The organism is Curtobacterium sp. APC 4022 (assembly GCF_030407555.1).
Lineage (GTDB): Bacteria > Actinomycetota > Actinomycetes > Actinomycetales > Microbacteriaceae > Curtobacterium.
This window is the reverse complement of sequence record NZ_JASDDD010000034.1, coordinates 1-20,402: the sequence shown is the minus strand read 5'-3', so window position 1 is coordinate 20,402 and position 20,402 is coordinate 1. Positions and strand designations below refer to the sequence as shown.

The 20,402-nt window shown below is 71.6% G+C and carries 15 protein-coding genes; 11 read left to right on the top strand and 4 right to left on the bottom strand.

Features of this window, described 5'->3' with window-relative positions; all coding sequences use genetic code 11:
• Positions 1–47: 47 nt before the first annotated feature.
• From QL987_RS11415 to QL987_RS11395, 5 genes are all read left to right on the top strand, one after another.
• The gene (locus QL987_RS11415; protein WP_290157759.1) at positions 48–587 is read left to right on the top strand and encodes a helix-turn-helix domain-containing protein; all 540 of its coding nucleotides are present in this window, start codon (positions 48–50) and stop codon (positions 585–587) included.
• A 90-nt stretch (positions 588–677) separates the two neighbouring features.
• On the top strand, positions 678–2,513 hold the full coding sequence (locus QL987_RS11410; protein WP_290157758.1) for a DEAD/DEAH box helicase: 1,836 nt from the start codon (positions 678–680) through the stop codon (positions 2,511–2,513).
• 204 nt (positions 2,514–2,717) lie between these two features.
• Positions 2,718–2,999 (top strand): pyrophosphorylase, encoded by a 282-nt coding sequence (locus QL987_RS11405; protein WP_111075815.1) that lies wholly within the window; start codon positions 2,718–2,720, stop codon positions 2,997–2,999.
• A 142-nt stretch (positions 3,000–3,141) separates the two neighbouring features.
• The gene (locus tag QL987_RS11400; RefSeq protein ID WP_290157756.1) at positions 3,142–8,562 is read left to right on the top strand and encodes a DUF6531 domain-containing protein; all 5,421 of its coding nucleotides are present in this window, start codon (positions 3,142–3,144) and stop codon (positions 8,560–8,562) included.
• Between the two features lie 38 nt (positions 8,563–8,600).
• Positions 8,601–8,924 (top strand): hypothetical protein, encoded by a 324-nt coding sequence (locus QL987_RS11395; protein WP_290157754.1) that lies wholly within the window; start codon positions 8,601–8,603, stop codon positions 8,922–8,924.
• 7 nt (positions 8,925–8,931) lie between these two features.
• Here the strand turns inward: QL987_RS11395 and QL987_RS11390 are convergent, their stop codons facing one another.
• Positions 8,932–9,348, bottom strand: coding sequence for a hypothetical protein (locus QL987_RS11390; RefSeq protein WP_290157753.1), 417 nt, complete (start codon positions 9,346–9,348; stop codon positions 8,932–8,934).
• A gap of 22 nt (positions 9,349–9,370) precedes the next feature.
• On the opposite strand from QL987_RS11390, the gene QL987_RS11385 reads away from it, so the two are divergent.
• From QL987_RS11385 to opgC, 4 genes are all read left to right on the top strand, one after another.
• On the top strand, positions 9,371–9,694 hold the full coding sequence (locus QL987_RS11385; RefSeq protein ID WP_290157752.1) for a hypothetical protein: 324 nt from the start codon (positions 9,371–9,373) through the stop codon (positions 9,692–9,694).
• 263 nt (positions 9,695–9,957) lie between these two features.
• On the top strand, positions 9,958–11,982 hold the full coding sequence (locus QL987_RS11380; protein WP_290157751.1) for a glycosyltransferase: 2,025 nt from the start codon (positions 9,958–9,960) through the stop codon (positions 11,980–11,982).
• Positions 11,979–12,389 (top strand): ATP-binding protein, encoded by a 411-nt coding sequence (locus tag QL987_RS11375; RefSeq protein ID WP_111075821.1) that lies wholly within the window; start codon positions 11,979–11,981, stop codon positions 12,387–12,389. The genes QL987_RS11380 and QL987_RS11375 overlap by 4 nt, the downstream gene beginning before the upstream one ends.
• Positions 12,386–14,935, top strand: coding sequence for an OpgC domain-containing protein (opgC, locus tag QL987_RS11370; protein ID WP_290157750.1), 2,550 nt, complete (start codon positions 12,386–12,388; stop codon positions 14,933–14,935). The genes QL987_RS11375 and opgC overlap by 4 nt, the downstream gene beginning before the upstream one ends.
• 148 nt (positions 14,936–15,083) lie before the next feature.
• On the opposite strand, the gene QL987_RS11365 is transcribed toward opgC, so the two are convergent.
• The 3 genes from QL987_RS11365 to QL987_RS11355 all read right to left on the bottom strand — a co-directional run bounded on the left by QL987_RS11365 (position 15,084) and on the right by QL987_RS11355 (position 17,638).
• The gene (locus QL987_RS11365) at positions 15,084–16,634 is read right to left on the bottom strand and encodes an AMP-binding protein (RefSeq protein ID WP_290157749.1); all 1,551 of its coding nucleotides are present in this window, start codon (positions 16,632–16,634) and stop codon (positions 15,084–15,086) included.
• A 238-nt stretch (positions 16,635–16,872) separates the two neighbouring features.
• Entirely contained in the window at positions 16,873–17,022 is a 150-nt protein-coding gene (locus tag QL987_RS11360) for a hypothetical protein (RefSeq protein WP_181421545.1), read from the bottom strand.
• A gap of 166 nt (positions 17,023–17,188) precedes the next feature.
• Positions 17,189–17,638: a MarR family transcriptional regulator gene (locus QL987_RS11355; protein ID WP_111075823.1), complete on the bottom strand. Its 450-nt coding sequence runs from the start codon at positions 17,636–17,638 to the stop codon at positions 17,189–17,191.
• A gap of 104 nt (positions 17,639–17,742) precedes the next feature.
• Between QL987_RS11355 and QL987_RS11350 the strand changes: the two genes are divergently transcribed.
• Together QL987_RS11350 and QL987_RS11345 are read left to right on the top strand one after the other, a co-directional pair.
• On the top strand, positions 17,743–18,756 hold the full coding sequence (locus tag QL987_RS11350; RefSeq protein WP_290157748.1) for a helix-turn-helix transcriptional regulator: 1,014 nt from the start codon (positions 17,743–17,745) through the stop codon (positions 18,754–18,756).
• A gap of 88 nt (positions 18,757–18,844) precedes the next feature.
• Positions 18,845–20,278: an MFS transporter gene (locus QL987_RS11345; protein ID WP_290157747.1), complete on the top strand. Its 1,434-nt coding sequence runs from the start codon at positions 18,845–18,847 to the stop codon at positions 20,276–20,278.
• Positions 20,279–20,402: the final 124 nt, after the last annotated feature.

Genomic DNA, 20,402 nt, shown 5'->3' with positions numbered 1-20,402 from the left:
CCATTGCGTTCTGCAAGCAACTAGTTGGCGCGTCGTACGATGACGCCGTGCCCGAGGACCAACGCCCCGACGACGACGACCGCCCGGACGACGTCCGCCCGGACGACGACCGGCCCGAGGCCGAGCGGCTGCTCCGTCGGCAGCTCGACCGGCTCTGGGTGCGCCAGACGCTGCGCACGGTGCTCATCGAGCAGTCCGGCGGCCTCGACCCGACCGCCCGGGTGATCCTGCGGGCCGTCGAGCGCCTGGGTGCGGTCCGCTCGACCGCCGTCGCCGAGCGCACCGGCCTGTCGCGCCCGGTGGTCAGCCGGCGGATCGCGGGGCTCGTCGACGCCGGCTACGTCCGCACCACCCCGGACCCGGACGACGGCCGCGCGGCCCTGCTCGCACTGGCGCCCGCCGGACGTGCCCTGTTGGACGGCCTCGACGCGCAGGGGGACGCGGTGTTCGACGACGTCACGAGCGTGTTCGACGGGCAGGAACTGCGCGACCTCGCCCGGCTGCTGGCGCGGTTCAACGACCGTGCGGCGGAGGTGCTCGGCGCCGGCGGCGAGGACGCCGGAGCGGGTGGCGGGGTCCCGACCTGACCCCGTGACGGACGGGAGGCACGTGGTGACGCCGCCACGCGCCTCCCGTCCGTCTGGGGTCCAGCCCGAAAACGGGATACCGTTCTCCCCATGAGCACCGAGAACACCACCCCCGCCGAAGCCGTCGACGAGGAGCCCGTGATCACCTTCGCCGACCTCGGGCTCAGCGACCCCGTCCTCAAGGCCGTCAAGGACATCGGGTACGAGACCCCCTCCGCGATCCAGGCCGCCACCATCCCGATCCTGCTCGAGGGCCGCGACGTCGTCGGCCTCGCCCAGACGGGTACCGGCAAGACCGCCGCGTTCGCGCTGCCCGTGCTGTCCCGCATGGAAGCCGGCTCGAAGCTGCCGCAGGCACTCGTCCTGTCCCCGACCCGTGAGCTCGCGCTCCAGGTCTGCGAGGCGTTCGAGCAGTACGCCGCCCACATGAAGCACGTCCACGTCCTGCCGGTCTACGGCGGCCAGGCGTACGGCGTGCAGCTGTCCGCCCTCCGTCGCGGCGTCGACGTCGTCGTGGGCACCCCCGGTCGCATCATGGACCACATCGCCAAGGGCACCCTCGACCTGTCCGAGCTGAAGTACCTGGTGCTCGACGAGGCCGACGAGATGCTCAAGATGGGCTTCGCCGAGGACGTCGAGACGATCCTCGCCGAGACGCCGGACACGAAGCAGGTCGCGCTCTTCTCCGCGACGATGCCCGCGCAGATCCGTCGCATCTCGAAGCAGTACCTCAACGACCCGGCCGAGATCACGGTCAAGGCGAAGACCACCACCTCGGCGAACACGACGCAGCGCTACCTGGTCGTGTCGTACCCGCAGAAGGTCGACGCCCTGACCCGCATCCTCGAGGTCGAGGACTTCGAGGGCATGATCGTCTTCGTCCGAACGAAGAGCGAGACCGAGACCCTGGCCGAGAAGCTCCGCGCCCGCGGGTACGCCGCCGCCGCCATCAGCGGTGACGTCGCCCAGGCCCAGCGTGAGCGGACCGTCAACCAGCTGAAGTCCGGCAAGCTCGACATCCTGGTCGCCACCGACGTCGCCGCCCGCGGGCTCGACGTCGACCGCATCACCCACGTGGTGAACTTCGACATCCCGATCGACACCGAGTCGTACGTGCACCGCATCGGCCGCACGGGTCGTGCCGGCCGGTCGGGTGCCGCGATCAGCTTCGTCACCCCGCGTGAGCGTCGTCTGCTCACCGCGATCGAGAAGGCCACCCGCCAGCCGCTCACCCAGATGCAGCTGCCGAGCGTCGAGGACGTCAACTCCACGCGCCTGACCCGCTTCGACGACGCGATCACCGCTGCCCTCGGACAGGAGTCCCGGGTCAGCGCGTTCCGCGACATCATCGCCCACTACGTCGAGCACCACGACGTGCCGGAGTCCGACGTCGCCGCAGCCCTGGCCGTCGTGGCGCAGGGGGACACCCCGCTGCTCCTCGACCCCGCGGACGACCGCGCGCGCCAGCAGATCGAGCGCGACGAGCGTCGCAGCCGCGACGACCGTCCGGCCCGTGATCGTGACGGCGACAGCGGTGGTGGCGACCGCCGCCGTCGCTCGGTGCCGATGACCGCGTACCGCATCGAGGTCGGCCGTCGCCACCGCGTCGAGCCGCGCCAGATCGTCGGTGCACTCGCCAACGAGGGCGGCCTGCGCCGCGACGACTTCGGCGCGATCCAGATCCGTCCGGACTTCTCCGTCGTGGAGCTGCCGGCCGACATGGACTCCGGCGTCCTCGACCGTCTGCGCGACACCCGGATCAGCGGCAAGCTCATCGAGATCCGTCCGGACAGCCGGGGCGGTGTGCGTCGCGAGAGCGGCACCCGTCGTGACGGCGCCCGCTACGGCGACCGCGACGACCGCGGCTCGCGTGACGACCGCGGTGGCTACGGCGACGACCGCAAGCCGCGCCACCCGCGCGACTGACGCGGTGACGTCCGAGCCGGTCGCGTGGTGACGCGCGAGCCGGTCTGACAGGAGGCCCGACACCAGCTGGTGTCGGGCCTCCGGTCATGTCTGTGGAGAACCTGGCCCGTCGGCCCGGCGACCCGGTATGGTTGACGACGTCAGAGCCTCCGGGGGATCTTCTGCGCGGGGGTGCAGGTACGAAGAGAAGAAGAGGGGTTCACCATGTCGCGTGTGCTTTCGACCGAACAGGCGAAGACCGCCATCCGCCAGATCCAGTCCATCGTGAACGGTGGCTTCACGGACCAGATCTCGCAGCTCGACGCCCAGGGGCGCGTGCTGTCCGACTCGAACGTGTGGGACGGCCCGCTGGCGTCGAACTTCCGTGGGTCGACCTGGCCCGAGACGAAGGCTGCGCTGGACAAGGCGAAGACCGAACTCGAGCAGCTCCGCACGCAGCTCGACAAGATCTCGCAGGACATCTTCACGGCGGGTGGCGGCGCGTAAGCAGCCGTTCACGCAGCGCCCGGGCCGTCGACCAGTTCGACGGACCGGGCCGCTGTCGTCTGTGGGGGCGGGCTGAGCTCCCGGGACGACAAGTACGACAACTACGACCAGCACGACCAGGACGACGACCGGGGGACGGGACATGAGCGACTTGCACGGGGCAGCACCACTCGAGTTCGACAACGCGACCGCCGACGCGCTCATCGCCGAGCTGACGTCGACCGCGGACACGATCGAGGGGCAGTCCGCCAGTCGCGCGTCCTACGTCACGACCGCCGCGACGGACTTCCGCGGACACTTCGCCGACCTCTTCGGCCAGAACGCGACGACCGCCGCGACCGACGCCACCCGGCTGACCGGGACCCTCCGCGAGGTCGCGGGTTGGGTCCGGATCCTCAAGACCGCCGCCGAGCAGGAGAACGCGCGTCGCAAGCGCGCCCGTGACTGGCAGAAGGAGCACGACGACCGCAACTTGCTCGAGGTCGGTCACGACTGGCTGTTCGGCGAGGACAAGCCGCCGTCGGAAGCGCCCGAACCCGAGCCGGTGTTCCAGTCCAGCACGCCTCCCGCGGGCACACGGCAAACGCCGACGCCGGGCTCCGGTGGCGGCGGGGGCGGTGGGACTTCGTCCGCTCGACCGGACGACCTCCGGTCCTTCGCCACCGGGTCCGGGGACCTGAACGGGCAGCTGACCGGCCGTGGTTCGGCGCTCCGCGGCAAGCTCGACGACTTCGCGTCCCGCTGCAAGTGGGGCTCCATCAGCGCGCACGGCGTCGCCAGCGCGATCGACGGCTGGCTGACCGCGAACGACGCCGACGTCACGTGGGCGAACACCGTCGCCGCCGCGTTCGAGGCCGCCGGTGGCAGCGGAACGGTGTCCACGGTGTCCGACGTCGCCCTCGCCGCCGCGCTGCAGGGTGCCGGGGTGTCCGCCGACCGGTCCGGGCTGACGATCGAGCCGCCGCAGGCCTTCGGTGCCCCGCCGACGACCGGCTACTCGCTCGACCCGGTGAACACCGCGACCGGCAACTTCCTCGAGTCGGAACTCGACCTCGGGTTCACCGGGGCGTCCGAGCAGCTCCGACTCACCCGCATGTACAACTCGCTCGACGACCGCGTGGGCGTGTTCGGGCGCGGCTGGGCGTCCGTGCTCGAGACCGCGCTGGCCGTCGACGACGAGGGCGCGACCCTGACGCAGGCGGACGGCCGCGTGCTCCGGTTCCCGCGGAACGGCGACGGCTGGGACCAGGCCGTCGGCGAGTACGCCCGACTCGCGCAGGAGGGCGAACGCCTCGTCGTCCGCGACTCCGACGGCGGCTGGTGGGCGTTCACGCCGTCCGGTACCTGGCTGGCAGCCGGCACCGGCCCGGGCACGACGGTCCGGGTCGAGCGGAGCGCCGACGGGACCGTGTCGCGGCTGGCGCACGAGCGAGGCCGCTGGATCGACGTCGAGACGCTCGACGGCCGGGTCGTCGTGGCGCGCGGCTCGGACGGCCGTCGCGTCGAGTACGAGTACGACGACGCCGGACAGCTCACCCACGTGCACGGTCCAACGGGCACCCGGTCCTACGAGTGGGACGACGACGGCCTGGTCGTCGCGGTGGTCGACGAGCACGGCGTCGTGGAGGCCCGCAACACCTACGACGGCCACCGTCGCGTCGTCGAGCAGGTCACCCCGCACGGCCGCACCGTCCGGTTCGCCTACCTGCCCGGCCGCGTCACCGTGGTCTCGGACCCGGGCGGCTCCCGGTCGAACACGTGGATCGCGGACGCGAAGGGCCGGCTCGTCGGCGTCGTCGACACGGACGACGCACGGCAGTCGATGCACTACGACGCCCGTGGTCGCCTCGTCTCGGTCACCGACCGCGACGGTTCGGTCACCGTGCACGCGGTCGACGACCGTGGCCGGCGGACCCGGACGGTCACGCCATCGGGTGCGGACATCACCTACGGGTACGACGACCAGGACCGCGTGACCACCGTCGTCACCGAGACCGGCTCCGTCGTGACCTACGAGTACACCGGCGACGAGCGCGACCCGTCCGTCGTCGTCGACCCGGAGGGCGGGCGCAGCGAACTGACCTGGGAGCGCGGACTGCTCCGACGCGCGGTCGACCCCACCGGCGTCACCGTCGAGCTCGAGCACGACGAACACGGCGAACTCGTGGCGACCCGGAACGCCCTCGGCGACGTACTGCGCGTCGAGCGGGACGCCGCCGGACGACGGACCGCGGTGACCACCCCCTCCGGTGCCCGCACCGAGTACCGGTACGACGCCGCCGGCCGCCTGACCTCCCGACGCGACGCGGACGGCGCCGAGTGGACCTTCGAACACGAGGGCTCCCGGATCGTTGCCGTGACCGACCCCACCGGCGCCCGCACGGCCTACGGCTACGGGGCGAACGGGGAAGCCGAGCGCACCACCGACCCGCTCGGACGCACCGTCACCCGCACGTTCGACGACCTCGGCAACGTCGCCGCGCTCGACCTGCCCGACGGCGGTCGCTGGAGCTTCGTGCACGACCCGCTGTCCCGGCTGCGCGAGACCGTCGACCCCGAGGGCAACGTCTGGCGACGCGACCACGACCGGAACGGTGCGCTCACCGGCGTCACCGACCCGACCGGCGTCCGAGTCGAGGGCGACACCGACGTGACGACGGGCGTCGCGACGCTCCGGGACGCCTTCGGCACCACGATCGTCCGCCACGACGAGTACGGCCGGCCGATCGAGTCCACCCGTGATGACGGCCAGGCCGAACTCATCACCTACGACCGCTGCGGCCGACCCGTGGAGCTGGTCGACGGCGAGGGCGGTCTGACCCGTTTCGAGCGGGACCTCGCCGGCCGTGTCCTCGCCGTCGTCAGCCCGTCCGGTGCCCGGACGACCTACGAGTACGACGTCTGCGGACGCCCGTCCGCCAGCACCGACCCGCTCGGCGCGCGGACGGAGCTCGGGTACGACGCCGACGGCCGCATCGTCACCCGGACCCTGCCGACCGGTGACGTCGAGCGCACCGCGTACGACGCCGTCGGGCGGGTGACCACGCGGAGCACCCCCGGCGCCGGCACGGCCCGCTACCGATGGGACGCCGCCGGTCGACTCGTCAGCGCCCAGGACGTCCGCTTCGGACAGCGGCGGTTCCGCTACGACGCGGCCGGGCAGCTCGTCGAGGCCGTCAACGGACTCGGCGGCGTGACCCGGTTCACGCACGACCTCCGGGGCCGGGTGACGAGCGTCACCGACCCGCTCGGCGGCGTGACGACCCACCGGTACGACGGTGCTGACCGTGTCGTCGCCGTGACCGATCCGCTCGGTCGTGCGACCTCGGCGACGTACGACGCCGCGGGCCGCCAGACCGGGCAGACCGACCCCGACGGGCACACCACCACCTGGTCGTTCGACGCATCCGGGCGACAGCACACCGTCGCGGTCGACGGACGGACCGTGTCCGAGGTCCGCTTCGACCGCGCCGCCCGCACCGTCGTGGTCACCGACCACAGCGGCGGGGACGGCCGCGCGTTCGACCACGAACTCCAGCACGACGGCCGCGGGCTGCTCGTCCGCCGCAGCCGCGGGGACCGGTCAGTCACGTGGGAGTACGACGCCGACGGCAACCGCACCGCCCGGACCGAGCCCGACGGCACCCGCACCACCTACCGTCGCGACGCTGCCGGTCGGCTCGTCGCCGTGGAGCGGGTGGGCCTGCCGGTCGTCTCGTTCGTCCTCGACCCGGCCGGACGCCCCATCCAGGCCGCGGCCGGCGACGTCGTGCACGCCTGGAGCTGGGAGAACGGCCGTCTGGTCGCTCACACCACCACGACCACCGACGGCGCCGACACCACCCGGATCGAGCACGACGCCGAGGACCGCATCCGCGCCGTCGTGCAGGGCGGCCTGACGACCACCTACGAGCACGACGAGGCCGGTCAGCTCGTCCGTGCCGGACACCCGGACGGGTCGTCCTCCACGTGGGCGTACGACGCCGCCGGTCGCCTCGTCGCCGAGCACGTCGGTGACACCGGGCGCCGGCACGAGCACGACGCCGCCGGCACGCTCCTCGCGAGCACCGACGACGCGACGGGCGAACGCGTCGAGTACGTCTCCGACGGGCTCGGTCGCCGCGTCCGCCGAACGGCCGCCGACGGCACGACCACCGAGTACGCGTGGGACGACCTCGGACACCTGAGCGCTGTCGTCGAGCGAGATGCCGCGTACACCGAGACGGGCGTGCACCGGCTCCGCGTCGACGTGCTCGGCGAACCGCTCGAGGTCGACGGCGCCGAGACGTGGTGGGACACCGCGTCCCCGACCCCGTCGCTGCTGTCGATCGGCGGCGTGCACGTCCTCGGCCTGCCGGGCGGGATCACGGCCGTCGGCGACGACTGGGCCCAGCCCACGTGGCGAGCTGCCCGCGCCACCGACACGGCGGACCCGTGGAGCGCGCTCGACGCGGCCACGGGCCTCCCGGCCGGGATCGACCTGACCGCCACCGGCGGGCTCGCCGTCGCAGGGCTCGAGTGGCTCGGTGCCCGCGTGTACGACCCGTCGGCCCGTGGGTTCCTGTCGGTCGACCCGTTGCCGCCGGTCATCGGTACCGCCTGGTCCGGCAACCCCTACGCCTACGCGGGGAACGACCCGCTGCACGCTGTCGACCCGCTCGGGCTCCGGCCGGCGACGGACGCCGACCTGCAGGCGTACCAGGACGAGCACGGCAGTCACTGGGAGTACGTGGCGGCAGGCGTCGTCGGAGGCGCCGGGGTCATCCTCGGTGTCGCGCTGCTCGCGACCGGCGTCGGCGGTCCGGCCGGCATCGCGCTGATGGCGGCATCCGGCGCGATGGTCAGCGGCGCGATCTCGACCGCCTCCCAGAAGGCGACGAAGGGCAGCGTCGACTGGGGCCAGGTCGCTGTCGACACGGCTGTCGGCGGGATCACCGGCGCCCTCGGCGGCGGCGGGATGATGGTGGCAGGCCGTGCCGCAGCGCGCGCCGCCACTGCCGCGTCAGCGTCACGTATGGTCAGCGCTGCGACGGTCAACGCATCAGTGAACGGTGTCGCCGGTGCCGCGAGCAGCGGGGTGTCCTACGCGATCAACCACGACGGAAAGTGGGACAACCGCGAGTTCGTCGGCCAGATGGTCGGCGGTGGCGCGAGCTCCGCTCTCGGGAGTCTCGCAGGCCCGGCCGGTGGGACCTTCGCGCAACGGTTCGGGCAGGCCACCAACTCGATGACGGCTCGGATGGCGACGCTCGGGTTCGGCGCCAGCAGCAGCGTGACGGGCGGCGCAGCCGGTGACCTCGTCAGCGGGAAGCAGCTGTCGGGTTGGGACGCGACGTGGAACGCTGCGATGGGAGCGGGTGGCACGATGGTCCCTGGCGGTCAGTCGTCAAGCAGTTCGTTGAACAACCTGGCTGTGAACAACGTCCGGTCGTTGAGCGGGGTGTTCAGCGGGGGTGCCAACGCAATCAGGCTCAACGCGTCTGCCGGTGTCGGCGGCGTCACGGGCATCGTCACCGACACCGCGCACCACACGCTCCAGAACATTGGGTACTACCCGAAATGACACAGACAAAGCGCTGGCGCGGACAGCGACAGCATCCGGTGAACTTGATCGCGGCGGCGTGCCTGCTCGTTGTGGGTATCGGGGTCCCGATCGGTATCGCGGGCGGGCACGCCGACGTTCTCGCTCCGTACCTGGCGGTGGGTTTCGTCGCCGGACTCATCTGGGCAGGGAGTGTGTTCGCACTGCTCCGACCGGTGATTGCGTCGTTGCTCCTCGTGGTGGGCATCTTCGGCGCGATGATCCTCTTCACCCGTGTCCTGGACGGGTGGGATGTGGCCCTGCTGCCGTGGATCACCAGCAGTTTTGCGGGGTCGGTCTTCGGCGCGCACCTGCGGTGGATGGTCGAGCGTCGCCGCGCCTGACCTGCGCTCAGCGAGGAAGCGTGTGCACCCACTCGCGGAACGACTTCAGTGCCGGTCCCAGCAGCTGCACCGTCGGCGGGACCTCCAGCGGCTCGACGAGCAGGGTCAGGCTCTCCGCCGGCGCACCGCGGAGCCAATGCCCTGCGATGGAGTCGTCCGCGGCGTCGTCCGGCCACATGAGGAAGGCGATCGGCGGCTGGTTGACGTTCTCGACGGTGTTGAGGTCGTGGTCGACGAGCTGCTGGACCTCGCGCACCGCGAACACCGGTGAGACCGTCCCGTCGAAGACCATGACGCCCGGGATGGTCTTGCCCTTGAAGCCGATCGGCAGCGGCACGCACTGCGCCGAGACGCCGTCCGACTGCCAGGGTGCCAGCGTGCTGAGATCGACCGGTTCCGCGTCACGTCGTGCTCGTCCGAACATGGGGCGAGTCTAGGCTCGCGTTGTGCGGGGGCGAGTGGAACGACTGGCGGATGCGGTCGACGCGATCGTGCCGCTCGTGCGTGAGGTCGACGACGTCGGCGGCCGCAACGCCGAGCGCTTCCAGGCCGCCGCGGACCGGTTGCGGAACGTCCCACTCGACCGAGCGGATCGGAACGCGGCCCTCCGAGATCTCGAGGCCCTGCTCGGGGCCGGGTCCGGACGGCTCTCCGATCGCTACCTGGTGCACGACGACGGCCGACCCGACCTCGAGCGGTCGGGGACGTTCACCGAGCTGGTCGCGCGGATCCGCTCGCAGGCCTGGTGGCTCCGGCACCTGCCGTTCTGACCGCCCGTCCTGCACATCGTCGAGCAGCACCTCCGGCGTCCCCAGATCGGGGCATCCTGCTGACAGGTGTCGCCCCGCTGCGGTAGACAAGACAGCACGCCGGAGTCGACCCGAACGACGCCGAGCGGACGGCGCCGCCCGTGGACCCTGGATCCATCGACGGCACCGGATGGGACACCCGTGCGCGGCAACCGCGTGCGCGGGAATTCGGGGATCAGGAGGGACGCCGTGCACCGCAGCGACGGGTCAGCAGGGGTGCGCCGATGACGGCGCTGGACGTCGGTCGACGCGACCGTCGTCGACTGACCGTCGGCACGCCCCGCCGCCGACTCCTGGCCGTCCGGACCGTCGCCGTGCTCGCGGCGGTGTCCGGCCTGAACTACATCGGCTGGCGCTGGATCGCCTCGGTGAACTGGCACTCGTGGTGGATCGCCGTGCCACTGATCCTCGCCGAGACGTACAGCGTGATCGACTCGGTGCTCTTCGCGTTCGGGGCGTGGAGGCTCCGCGAGCGCGGCGAGCCCCCGACGAAGCCGAGCACCGACGTCACGGTCGACGTCTTCATCACCACGTACAACGAACCGATCGACCTGGTGATGCGCACTGCCCTCGCGGCGAAGGCGATCACGCACCCGCACACGACCTGGGTGCTCGACGACGGCAACCGCCCCGAGATGCGTGCGGCCGCCGAAGCCGCGGGGCTCGGCGTGATCACCCGCGGCAAGGACTGGGCGGACCGTCCGCGGCACGCCAAGGCCGGCAACCTCAACAACGCCCTGCTCGCCACGCAGGGGGAGTTCCTGCTCATCCTCGACGCCGACCAAGTGCCGGAACCCTCGATCCTCGACCGCACCCTCGGCTACTTCAAGGACGAGCGGATGGCGCTCGTGCAGACCCCGCAGTGGTTCGAGAACGTGCCCGACTCGGACCCGCTCGGCAGCCAGGCGCCACTGTTCTACGGACCGATCCAGCAGTCGAAGGACGGCTGGAACGCCGCGTTCTTCTGCGGGTCGAACGCGATCCTCCGGCGCGAGGCGCTGATGCAGCTCGGCATCACGCGGTACGTGCGGGAGGTCGAGACGAGCGTCCAGCGCACCATCAAGACCGCGAAGAAGCTCCTGGGCCGGGCACGCGAGACCGAGACGGACGAGCGGGTCCTGGTCGCCCTCGACGACGCCGAAGCGGTCGTCGACCGGGCACGGGACGAGATCGCGTCCGGCGAGCCGCTCGGTGACGTGACCTACCGCTTCCAGCGTGGTATCGACGCGATCGCGTTCCGGTTCGCCGCCGCCGACCTCGAGTCGGTCCGCGCGGACCTCCAGGAGCTCGCGGCGATGTCGACCGACGCGAACACGTTCGCCGGCCTCGACGACGCCGCCCTTGACGTCCTCGGGCAGCGGGGTGCGTCGCCGGTGGCCGCGATCGAGTCGATCGCGGTGCTCGCCCGGGCGCTCGACGTGAACCGCGACGACGAGGCACAGGCGATCATGCCGCTGGCCACGATCTCGGTGACCGAGGACATGGCGACGGCGATGCGTCTGCACGGCCTCGGCTGGCGGTCTGCCTACCACGACGAGATCCTGGCGAAGGGGCTCGCGCCGGAGGACCTCGAGACGATGCTCGTGCAGCGACTCCGCTGGGCACAGGGCACCATGCAGGTCTTCTTCCGCGAGAACCCCCTGGTGCAGAAGGGCCTGTCGTTCGGGCAGCGCCTGATGTACTTCTCGACGATGTGGAGCTACCTGTCCGGCTTCGCCGCCGTCGTCTACATCGCCGCCCCGGTGCTCTGCCTGTCGTTCGGCGTCGTGCCGGTCCAGGCGTACAGCACCGACTTCTTCGCCCGGCTCATCCCGTTCCTGGTGCTCAACCAGCTGCTGTTCTGGGTGGTCGCCGCGGGCAGACCGACGTGGCGCGGGCAGCAGTACTCGCTGGCGCTCTTCCCGGTCTGGATCGAGTCGGTCACCAGCGCGTTCGAGAACGTCTTCCGCGGACGGCCGCTCGGCTTCCGCGTCACGCCGAAGGTCCGCGACGCCAGTGCCGCCAAGCCGCGCTGGGACCTCGTGAAGCCGCAGCTCATCGCGATGGCGGCGCTCGCCGCGGCTCTGGTGATGATCGGCATCCGGTACCTGACCGGTCAGGCGGAGGGGATCGCGCCCCTGGTGAACACCGCCTGGGTGGTCTTCGACCTCTTCATCTTCAGCATCGTGATCCGGGCGGTCCGCTACAAGGGCCCTGACGCCCCGGTGGCCCTGGAACACGAGTCCACGACGGTCGGAGGACCTCTGTGAGCACGCACGCGAGCATCGACGTCCCCGCGGTCCCGGCGTCGCTCGACACCGTGCAGGACACCTTCGCCGCGTGGTGGGACGGCCAGGGGATCGACGACCCGACCTTGCGGTTCCGACTGGAGACCGCCCTGGTGGAGGTCGCCGCGAACGTCATCGAGCACACCCGCCGGTCGGACCCGCACGAGGGGCGTCGGTTCGTCCTCGACCTGACCGCCCACGACACCGAGCTCGTTGCGGTGCTGTCGGACAACGGCATGCCCGTGGACATCGACCTCAGCGCCGTGACGATGGCCGACCCGGAGGACGAGGGCGGGCGCGGCCTGGCCCTGGCGATCGCGGCGCTCGACCGCCTCGAACACCACCACGAGGGTGGGCGGAACGTCTGGGTGCTGGTGTGCGACCGGTGACACAGCTCGGGGCGCGGGTCGTCGCCTTCCTCATGGTCATCGGCGTGCTCCTGCTCGGCGGAGCCCTGCCGGCGAACGCCGCGACGAGCCCCCCGACGGCCGCCGCGACGAGCACTCCGACCAAGGCCCCGAGCACGGCTCCGACCGGCGCCGTCGACCCGCCGACCGGCCGGACCTGGTTCGGCCCGGACCTCGACTGGGGCTCCGACGCTCCGGACGGCTACGAGGGCCGCCTCGGTGCGACCCCCTCGATGTACGGCGTCGAGATCGCCTACCCCGTCGACGGGCGGGCCGAGCAGCAGTTCCTCCGCTCCACCCGGGCCGCCGCCGCACAGGGTGCCGTGCTGGTCGTCAGCCTGGTGCCCGACCAGTCCCTCGGGTCCCTGACGACGGCCGATGCCCGTCACGCGAACACCCTGTTCGAGCGGGCCCACCGGCAGTACGACACCCAGCTCCTGGTCCGCTTCGCCCCGCAGATGAACGGCACGTGGGTGCGCTGGGGGCAGCAGCCGACGCAGTTCGTGCGGGCCTTCCGGACGGTCGCGAAGCAGGTGCACGCCGGGGACTCGGATGCCCGCATGGTGTGGTCGCCTTCCTACGGCGCCGGCTACCCGTTCGGTTCGTCCGCGGGCCGTCTGGCGGACCTGTCGGCGACCGACACCGAGAAGCTCGACACCAACGGCGACGGCCGGCTGACCGCCGCCGACGACCCCTACGAGCCGTACTGGCCCGGGGCGTCGTCCGTCGACTGGGTCGGCCTGTCGATGTTCTTCTTCGGCAAGGGCAAGGCGACCGAGGCAGCCGGCCGTGACGTCCCGCTGACGCGCAACGACGTGCCGGCGTCGGACGAGGTCGCACAGCGCTTCGCCGAACGCTGGGGCTACGACCAGCAGCAGCCCCGGTCCTTCGTCGACCGGTTCGCCGTCGACCGCGACCGCCCGATGCTGCTCGACACGGGCGCGCTCTACGACCACTCCCTCGGTGGTGCCGGCGAGCTGCAGGTGAAGCAGAGCTGGTGGCGGCAGGTGTTCGCCGAGGTGCGGGAGACCCCCGAGATCCGCGGGGTGACGTACATCGAGGCGAACCGTCGGGAACCCGAGGCCGGCAACCGCGTGGCCGACTGGCGTTTCGCGAAGGCTCCGGGGATCGCCGGGTCGTTCCGCACGGACCTGCAGGACGCCGACCAGTTCGTGTTCGGGCCGGTCACCGACCGGGTCACCCCGCAGCAGGGGGCCGCCGCGACGAACCAGCAGCTCGACACCGGTGGCGACCAGATGGCGTGGATCGTCTGGCTGGCGGCGGGCCTGGCGCTCGTGTTCGTGGTCAGCGGGCTGGTCGGACGGCTCGTGCCCAGCTGGCGCTACCCGGACGACGGCAAGCCGGGGCGCGATCTGCGACTCGACCTGTTCCGCGGGTTCATCATCCTCGCCGTGGTGATCACCCACATCGAGGTCTCCGGCCCGTACTCGTACCTGACGCTGCACGCGGTCGGCGCGATCACCGGTGCCGAGATGTTCGTGTTCCTCTCCGGCATGGTGCTCGGCATGGTCTACCCGCTCGGCATCGCCCGGTTCGGCGAGTGGGCGTCCGCGATCGGGGCGTGGAAGCGTGCCCGGAAGCAGTACCTCGTCACGCTCGCGGTGATCCTCATCGTCTTCGCGCTGAGCTTCGTCCCGCTGTTGAACACGGACGCGATCACGACCTTCACCGACCGGGGCACGGGTCTCGACGGCGTGCAGGCCGAAGGTCGCGTCTACGACCTGTACCCGAACGCGATGCAGCTGTTGGCGTACCCGCCGCCCTGGTACGCGATCCGGCAGTTCCTGCTGCTCGAGATGGGCCCCTGGCCGTTCAACATCATGGGCCTGTTCGTGGTGCTCAGCCTGTTCATCCCGGTGTTCATGTGGGTGATCCGACGCGGCTACTGGTGGGCGCTGCTCGTCGTCAGCTGGGCGCTCTACGTCTTCCAGGCGGTGAACCCCGACTTCAAACCGCTGAACTCGCAGTTCGACGCGGTGTTCCCGCTGCTGACCTGGCAGGTGGTCTTCACGCATGGACTGGTCCTCGGGTACTACCGACGCCAGATCACCCGGGCGCTGACCGGCCGGCTCGGCAAGGTCCTGATCGGCGTGCTGATCTGCGGGTACGCAGCCTTCCTGGTCTACGTCTGGGCCGGCGACCGCTTCGACTTCACGCCGACGCCGTTCCCGGCGACGATGTACCAGGACCTCTACAACACCGCGTACCAGCGCGTGGACCTGCAGTGGGGCCGTCTGATCGACATCGCCTTCTTCGCGATCGTGTCGTACGCCATCCTCACCGTGTTCTGGAAGCCCGTGAACGCCGTCATCGGGTGGCTGTGGATCCCGCTCGGCCAGGCCAGCCTCTACGTGTTCGTCTGGCAGGTCTTCTTCGCGCTCGTGATCGCGTCGCTGCCCCTCGACTACGGCAACGTCTGGATCGGCACCGCCGTGCACACCGCGCTGATCCTGCTCAGCTGGTACATGATCCGGCGGAAGTTCCTGTTCTCGGTCATCCCGCGCTGACACCCGGCAGCGGCTGGCGACCGCCAGCAGCTGACGACCGGTAGCAGTCCGGCACCAGCCCGGCCCCGACACGGACGGGAGGCCCGTCACCAGCTGGTGACGAGCCTCCCGTCCGTCGTGTGGTCCGGTCCGGCACCGGTCCCGGCGCTCAGCCGCCGTGCTGCCGGGTCAGCTCCCGCCGCAGCACCTTCCCGCTCGGCCCGAGCGGCAGTGCCTCGACCACGTGGTAGACCCGCGGGTACTTGAACGAGGCGATCCGCTCGCGGACGAACGCGTCGACCCCGTCGGATCCGGTGGCGCCGTCGCGGAGGACGACGGCCGCGTGCACCTCCTGCCCGTGCACCGGGTGGTCGACGCCGAACACCGCGGCCGAGGCGACGTCCTCGTGCCGGTGCAGCACCGCCTCGACCTCGGACGGGTAGACGTTGTAGCCGTTCCGCAGGATCAGGTCCTTCTTGCGGTCGACGATGCTGACGTACCCGTCCTCGCTGAGCACGCCGATGTCGCCGGTGCGGAGGTACCCGTCGGCCATCGCGGCCGCCGTCGACTCCGGGTCGTCGAGGTAGCCGAGGAACAGGTTGTGCCCCCGGACGACGATCTCGCCCGGCTCCCCGACCGGCAGCGGCACGATGCGTCCCTCGACCTCGGCGTCCGCCACGACGACGTCGACGCCCCAGACCGCGGGGCCGACGCTGCCGGCGCGACCCGGGACGCCGCGGGGGACCACCGAGACGACGGGGGAGGTCTCGGTCAGGCCGTAGCCCTCCTGGATCGGCGCCTGGAAGGTCGACTCGAAACGCTCCAGCACGGCGGCGGGCAGCGCGGCGCCGCCGGAGACGCACCAGCGGAACGGCGGTCGGGCGTCGTGCTGGTCGGCCGCTCCGAGGAGTGCGATGAACATCGTCGGGACCCCGAGGAACGCCGTGACCTGCTGCTCCGCGCAGAGCTGCAGCGCGGTGGCCGCGTCGAAGCGGGGGAGCAGCACGATCGTCGCGCCCCGGCGGAGCGTCGTGTTCATCACGACGGTCTGGCCGAACGTGTGGAACAGCGGCAGGCCGCCGAACACGACGTCCTCCTCGCGCAGGTCGAACACGTCGATGATGCAGACGTTGACCTGCTCGACGAGCGCGAAGTGCGACCCGACCGCGCCCTTCGGCTGCCCGGTCGTGCCGCTGGTGAACAGGATGGTGGCGGGGTCGAGGGGGTTCGTCGCGACGACGGCGTCGAGCGGCTCGCCCTCCGACGCCAGCGCGGTCAGCGAGAGGACGTCCTCGCCGGCAGCCACGCCGACGACGAGTGCCCCGGTGTCGGCCGCTGCGGGTCCGGCCTCGCCGAGCACCGACCCGGCGGCGATGAGCACGCGTGCGCCCGAGCTGCTGAGGACGTGAGTGATCTCCTCACGCTTGAACAGCAGGTGGATCGGCACGACGACGGCGCCCATCGCGAGGACGGCGAAGTAGGCCACCAGGAACTCGGGCACGTTCGGCAGCATCACCGCCACCCGGTCGCCGCGCTCGACGCCGCGGGCGCGCAGGCCCCCGGCGGTCTGCCGGACCCGCTCCCACAGGTCGCCGTACGTCAACTCGTGGACGCCGTCGGGCAACGCGGTGACGACGGCGGTCTTGGTGTGGTGCCGTCGGGCGCCCTCGGCCACGATCGTGGCGACGTTCAGTGTTCCCAGTCCGGTGGTGGTGGACATCGTGCCCCTCTTCGTCGGTGCGGGCATCGTCGCCCTCGGTGGGGTCGCTGGTGGGACGACACCCGCGCGGTCGTCGGGTGCGTCCGCCCTCCTGACGCTACCCAGCGCGGACGGTCCGCATGCAGCCCCCGTTCGGCGGGCACGGGTGCGGCTCGGCACGACGACGGACGGGAGGCCCGTGGCGATCCCGCCACGGGCCTCCCGTCGGTGTGGACGCAGCTGCGTCCGAGGTGCAGTGTCAGCGCTGCTTCGTCGTCGCCACGAAGAGGTCGTCGAACAGTCCCTGGTCCTCAGTGGGCTGCTCGCCGTGCTTCCAGCGACGGCGCAGGCGGCGGATGGTGGTGATGCGCACCGGATCGACGCCCGGTTCGGTCTCGTACAGGCCCATGGTGTCCCTTCCCGTCGGCGGTGACCCCTGTGCGAGGGGAGTCCCGGTCGATTCCGACGGTACGGCCGCGTTCGGAGCCATGCCCGCGCAAGTAGGTAGAGAAGTTACCCATCCGCGCTGCGTGGACAATTCCTTCGCCCACGAACCGAGAGGCCCCTAACCTGCCTTACGACGTGGGCGGCACCCCGCCGTCGAGCGCCACGACGATGCGGTCGACGATGCGGACGAGGCGTCGGCGCTCTCGTTCCGAGAAGGAGGACAGGAGTTCGTGCAACTGCTCGTTGGTGCTGTCCAGCGCCGCTGCGAACACCTGCTCCTGGCCGGGCGTCAGCTCGATGAACCGGCTCCGACCGTCCTCCGGGTTCGGCACGCGCTGCAGGATGCCCTGCCGCTCCAGCCGGTCGATGATGCCGGTCACCGCGGGGCCGGTCAGCCCGAGGTGCGACGTCAGGTCCTTCACCCGGACCGAGCGCTCGCCCGACTTCGCACGCCACACGTACTGCAGCACCGACAGGTCCGTGCCGGAGACGCCGGTCCGGTCGCGCAGCCGGTTGCGCAGCGCGGTCGAGGCCTGCTCCAGACGGGTCAGGGCACCCATCACGTCGAGGTCGCTCACCGGATGCCCTCCTCCGTGCGTCACGGCATGCCGGAGTGGGGACCGGCATGCTCGCGGCAAGGATATCCAGATACCGCTGGTTCCCGACCCAGTGCGGTGACCCCGTGAGCGAGTCGCTGGCCCCCGAGCCCGAGGAGACCCGGGAAGCCACCGGACGGGAGGCGCTCGCCGACATCGCGGTCCCCGTGCGGTTCGAGGTGGCCGGCACCGACCCCGACGCCGCCGTCCGTGACCTCGCCGGCATCTACTCCGGCAAGCACTGGCTGTCGCGCCGGACCGAGGGGGAGTTCTCCTACCGGTACACGGCGGTCGGCGACTCCGACGTCTCGATGCGCCGGTCCACCATGAACGGCTTCCTCCGCGGAGCGTCCGTGCCGAGCGAGGACCTGGTGATGAGCTGGCTCACCGCGGGCTCCGGCACGCCCGACACCCTGCGCGACCGTGTCCCGCTACGCATCGGCCACCCGATGCTCTTCCCGGCGCACCGCGACGTCGTGTTCGTGGCCACCGACTACGACCAGCAGCTCGTCCACCTGGACCGCGGGTTCGTCCGGGACGTCGCTGCCGAACGCTTCGACGTCGGCGCCCGTGAGATGCGCTTCGACCACCTGCGGCCCGCGGACGCCCTGGCCGTCCGGCAGTGGCGCGACTCCCTCGGTGCCCTCGCCCGCGCACTCCGGGAGGGCGGCACCGGCTCGCTCGTCTGGCACGAGGCCAAGCGGCAGGCGGTCGACGCCTTCCTCCGGGTCGTCCCGCCGCAGCTCGACCAGTTGCCCGCGGAGCTGCTGCACCCACGGCAGGCGAAACTCCGTGCCGCGGTCGAGCACATCCACGCGCACGCCGACGACCCGATCACGATCACCGACCTGGCGCAGGTCGCCGGGCTCAGCGTCCGCAGCGTGCAGGAGGCGTTCCGGCGCACGTTCGGGCTGTCGCCGCTGAACTACCTGCGGCAGGTCCGGCTGGACCGGGTCCACGAGGAGCTGCTGGCCCGCGACTCCCGGACGGTCTCGGTCGGGCAGGTCGCCACGCGCCGGGGGTTCGCGCACCTCGGGCGGTTCTCGGGGGCGTACGCGGAGCGGTTCGGCGAGTACCCGAAACAGACGTTGCGGCGGTGAGCCGGGCCTCCCGTCCGTGCCAGCGGACGCTGCGGTGTCCGTGGCGGCGGACACCTCGGCGGACACCCGGAGGCGCTACGGTTCCGCCATGACCGGTACGCCGACGACCGCCGAGGCACCGCCGACCCCCGTCCGGCGTCGGGCACTGCTGTCCTGGGCGCTGTGGGACTGGGGCTCTGCCGCGTTCAACGCCGTCGTCACCACGTTCGTGTTCAGCACCTACCTGGCGAGCCGGGCGTTCGTCGACCCGGCCCTCGTCCGGGCCGAGGGCTCCTCGGCCACCGCAGCTGCCGCCGTCGAGCGTGAACTCGCCCACAACGCCGCGACGGTCTCCACCGCGCTGACCATCGCCGGCCTCGTCGTCGCCCTGGTCGCGCCCGCGATCGGCCGGCTGGCGGACACGTCCGGCCACCGGAAGCGCTCGGTGTTCATCGCCACGATCGGCATCGTCCTGTCGATCGTCGGCATGGTCTTCGTCGCCCCCGAGCAGCCGTACCTGGTGCTCGGCGCCGCCCTCATCGGCATCGGCACGGTCGCGTACGAGATCGCCTGCGTCGGCTACAACGCCATGCTCGGCCAGGTCGCCACCGGGCCGAAGACCGGGCGGGTGTCCGCGATCGGCTGGGCCGCCGGGTACTTCGGCGGCATCGTGCTGCTCATCGTCCTGCTCGTGCTCTGCATCCAGGACTTCGGCGTCGACGGCAAGGGCGGGCTCCTGCAGCTGCCCGCGACGGTCGCCTCCGGGCAGTGGGACGTGCGGGTCGCGATCGGCATCGCCGCGGTCTGGCTCGCCGTCAGCTCGATCCCGCTGTTCGTCGTCGTGCCCGAGGCGCCCGCCGACCCCAGCCGCCGCGGGTCCCTCTGGTCCGCCTACGCCGACCTCGGACGGGACATCGCGCGGCTCTGGCGCACCCGCCGGAACGTCCTGGCCTTCCTGCTGGCCAGCGCGGTGTTCCGCGACGGTGTCGGCGCCGTGTTCACCTTCGGCGGGATCATCGCCGCGCAGGTGTTCGGCTTCAGCTCGTCCGGCGTCATCATGTTCGCGATCGTGGCGAACGTCGTCGCCGGCATCTCCACCGTCGTCTCCGGACGGCTCGACGACCGGTTCGGGTCCCGCCCGCTCATCATGGTGTCCCTGGTCGGCCTGTCGGTGTTCGGCACCGCGGTGTTCTTCGCCGGGTCCGCGCAGGCGTCGTTCTGGGTGCTCGGGCTCGGGCTCTGCATGTTCGTCGGGCCGGTGCAGTCGTCCTCCCGGGCGTACCTGGCGAAGCTCGCGACGCCCGGCCGCGAGGGCGAGCTCTTCGGCCTCTACGCCACCACCGGGCGGGCAGCGTCGTTCATCGCGCCGGCGCTGTTCGGGGTCGCGGTGACGATCGGCGGGTCGACGCGGTACGGGATCCTCGGCGTCGTCGTGGTCCTGATCGCGGGGCTGGTGCTGATGGCGTTCGTCCGCGACGAGCCGGCGGCGGCTGCGCCGGGCGGGTCCGGCGCCCCGGGCGCCCCGGGCGCCCCGGGCGCCTGACGCCTGCCGCCGTCCGCCTGCCGTCCGCCTGCCCGCGGTCTGACGCCGACCGGTCACAACACCCCGCTCACTTCCGTCGAGCGGTCACGAAGCGTCGCTCCGGCACGCTCGGAACGACGGTTCG

Coding starts and splice junctions, on each gene's coding strand:
- QL987_RS11345 (WP_290157747.1), top strand. CDS start 18,845: ATGACCGGTACGCCGACGACCGCCGAGGCACCGCCGACCCCCGTCCGG.
- QL987_RS11405 (WP_111075815.1), top strand. CDS start 2,718: ATGTCGCGTGTGCTTTCGACCGAACAGGCGAAGACCGCCATCCGCCAG.
- QL987_RS11365 (WP_290157749.1), bottom strand. CDS start 16,634: ATGTCCACCACCACCGGACTGGGAACACTGAACGTCGCCACGATCGTG.
- QL987_RS11360 (WP_181421545.1), bottom strand. CDS start 17,022: ATGGGCCTGTACGAGACCGAACCGGGCGTCGATCCGGTGCGCATCACC.
- QL987_RS11380 (WP_290157751.1), top strand. CDS start 9,958: ATGACGGCGCTGGACGTCGGTCGACGCGACCGTCGTCGACTGACCGTC.
- QL987_RS11410 (WP_290157758.1), top strand. CDS start 678: ATGAGCACCGAGAACACCACCCCCGCCGAAGCCGTCGACGAGGAGCCC.
- QL987_RS11400 (WP_290157756.1), top strand. CDS start 3,142: ATGAGCGACTTGCACGGGGCAGCACCACTCGAGTTCGACAACGCGACC.
- QL987_RS11390 (WP_290157753.1), bottom strand. CDS start 9,348: ATGTTCGGACGAGCACGACGTGACGCGGAACCGGTCGATCTCAGCACG.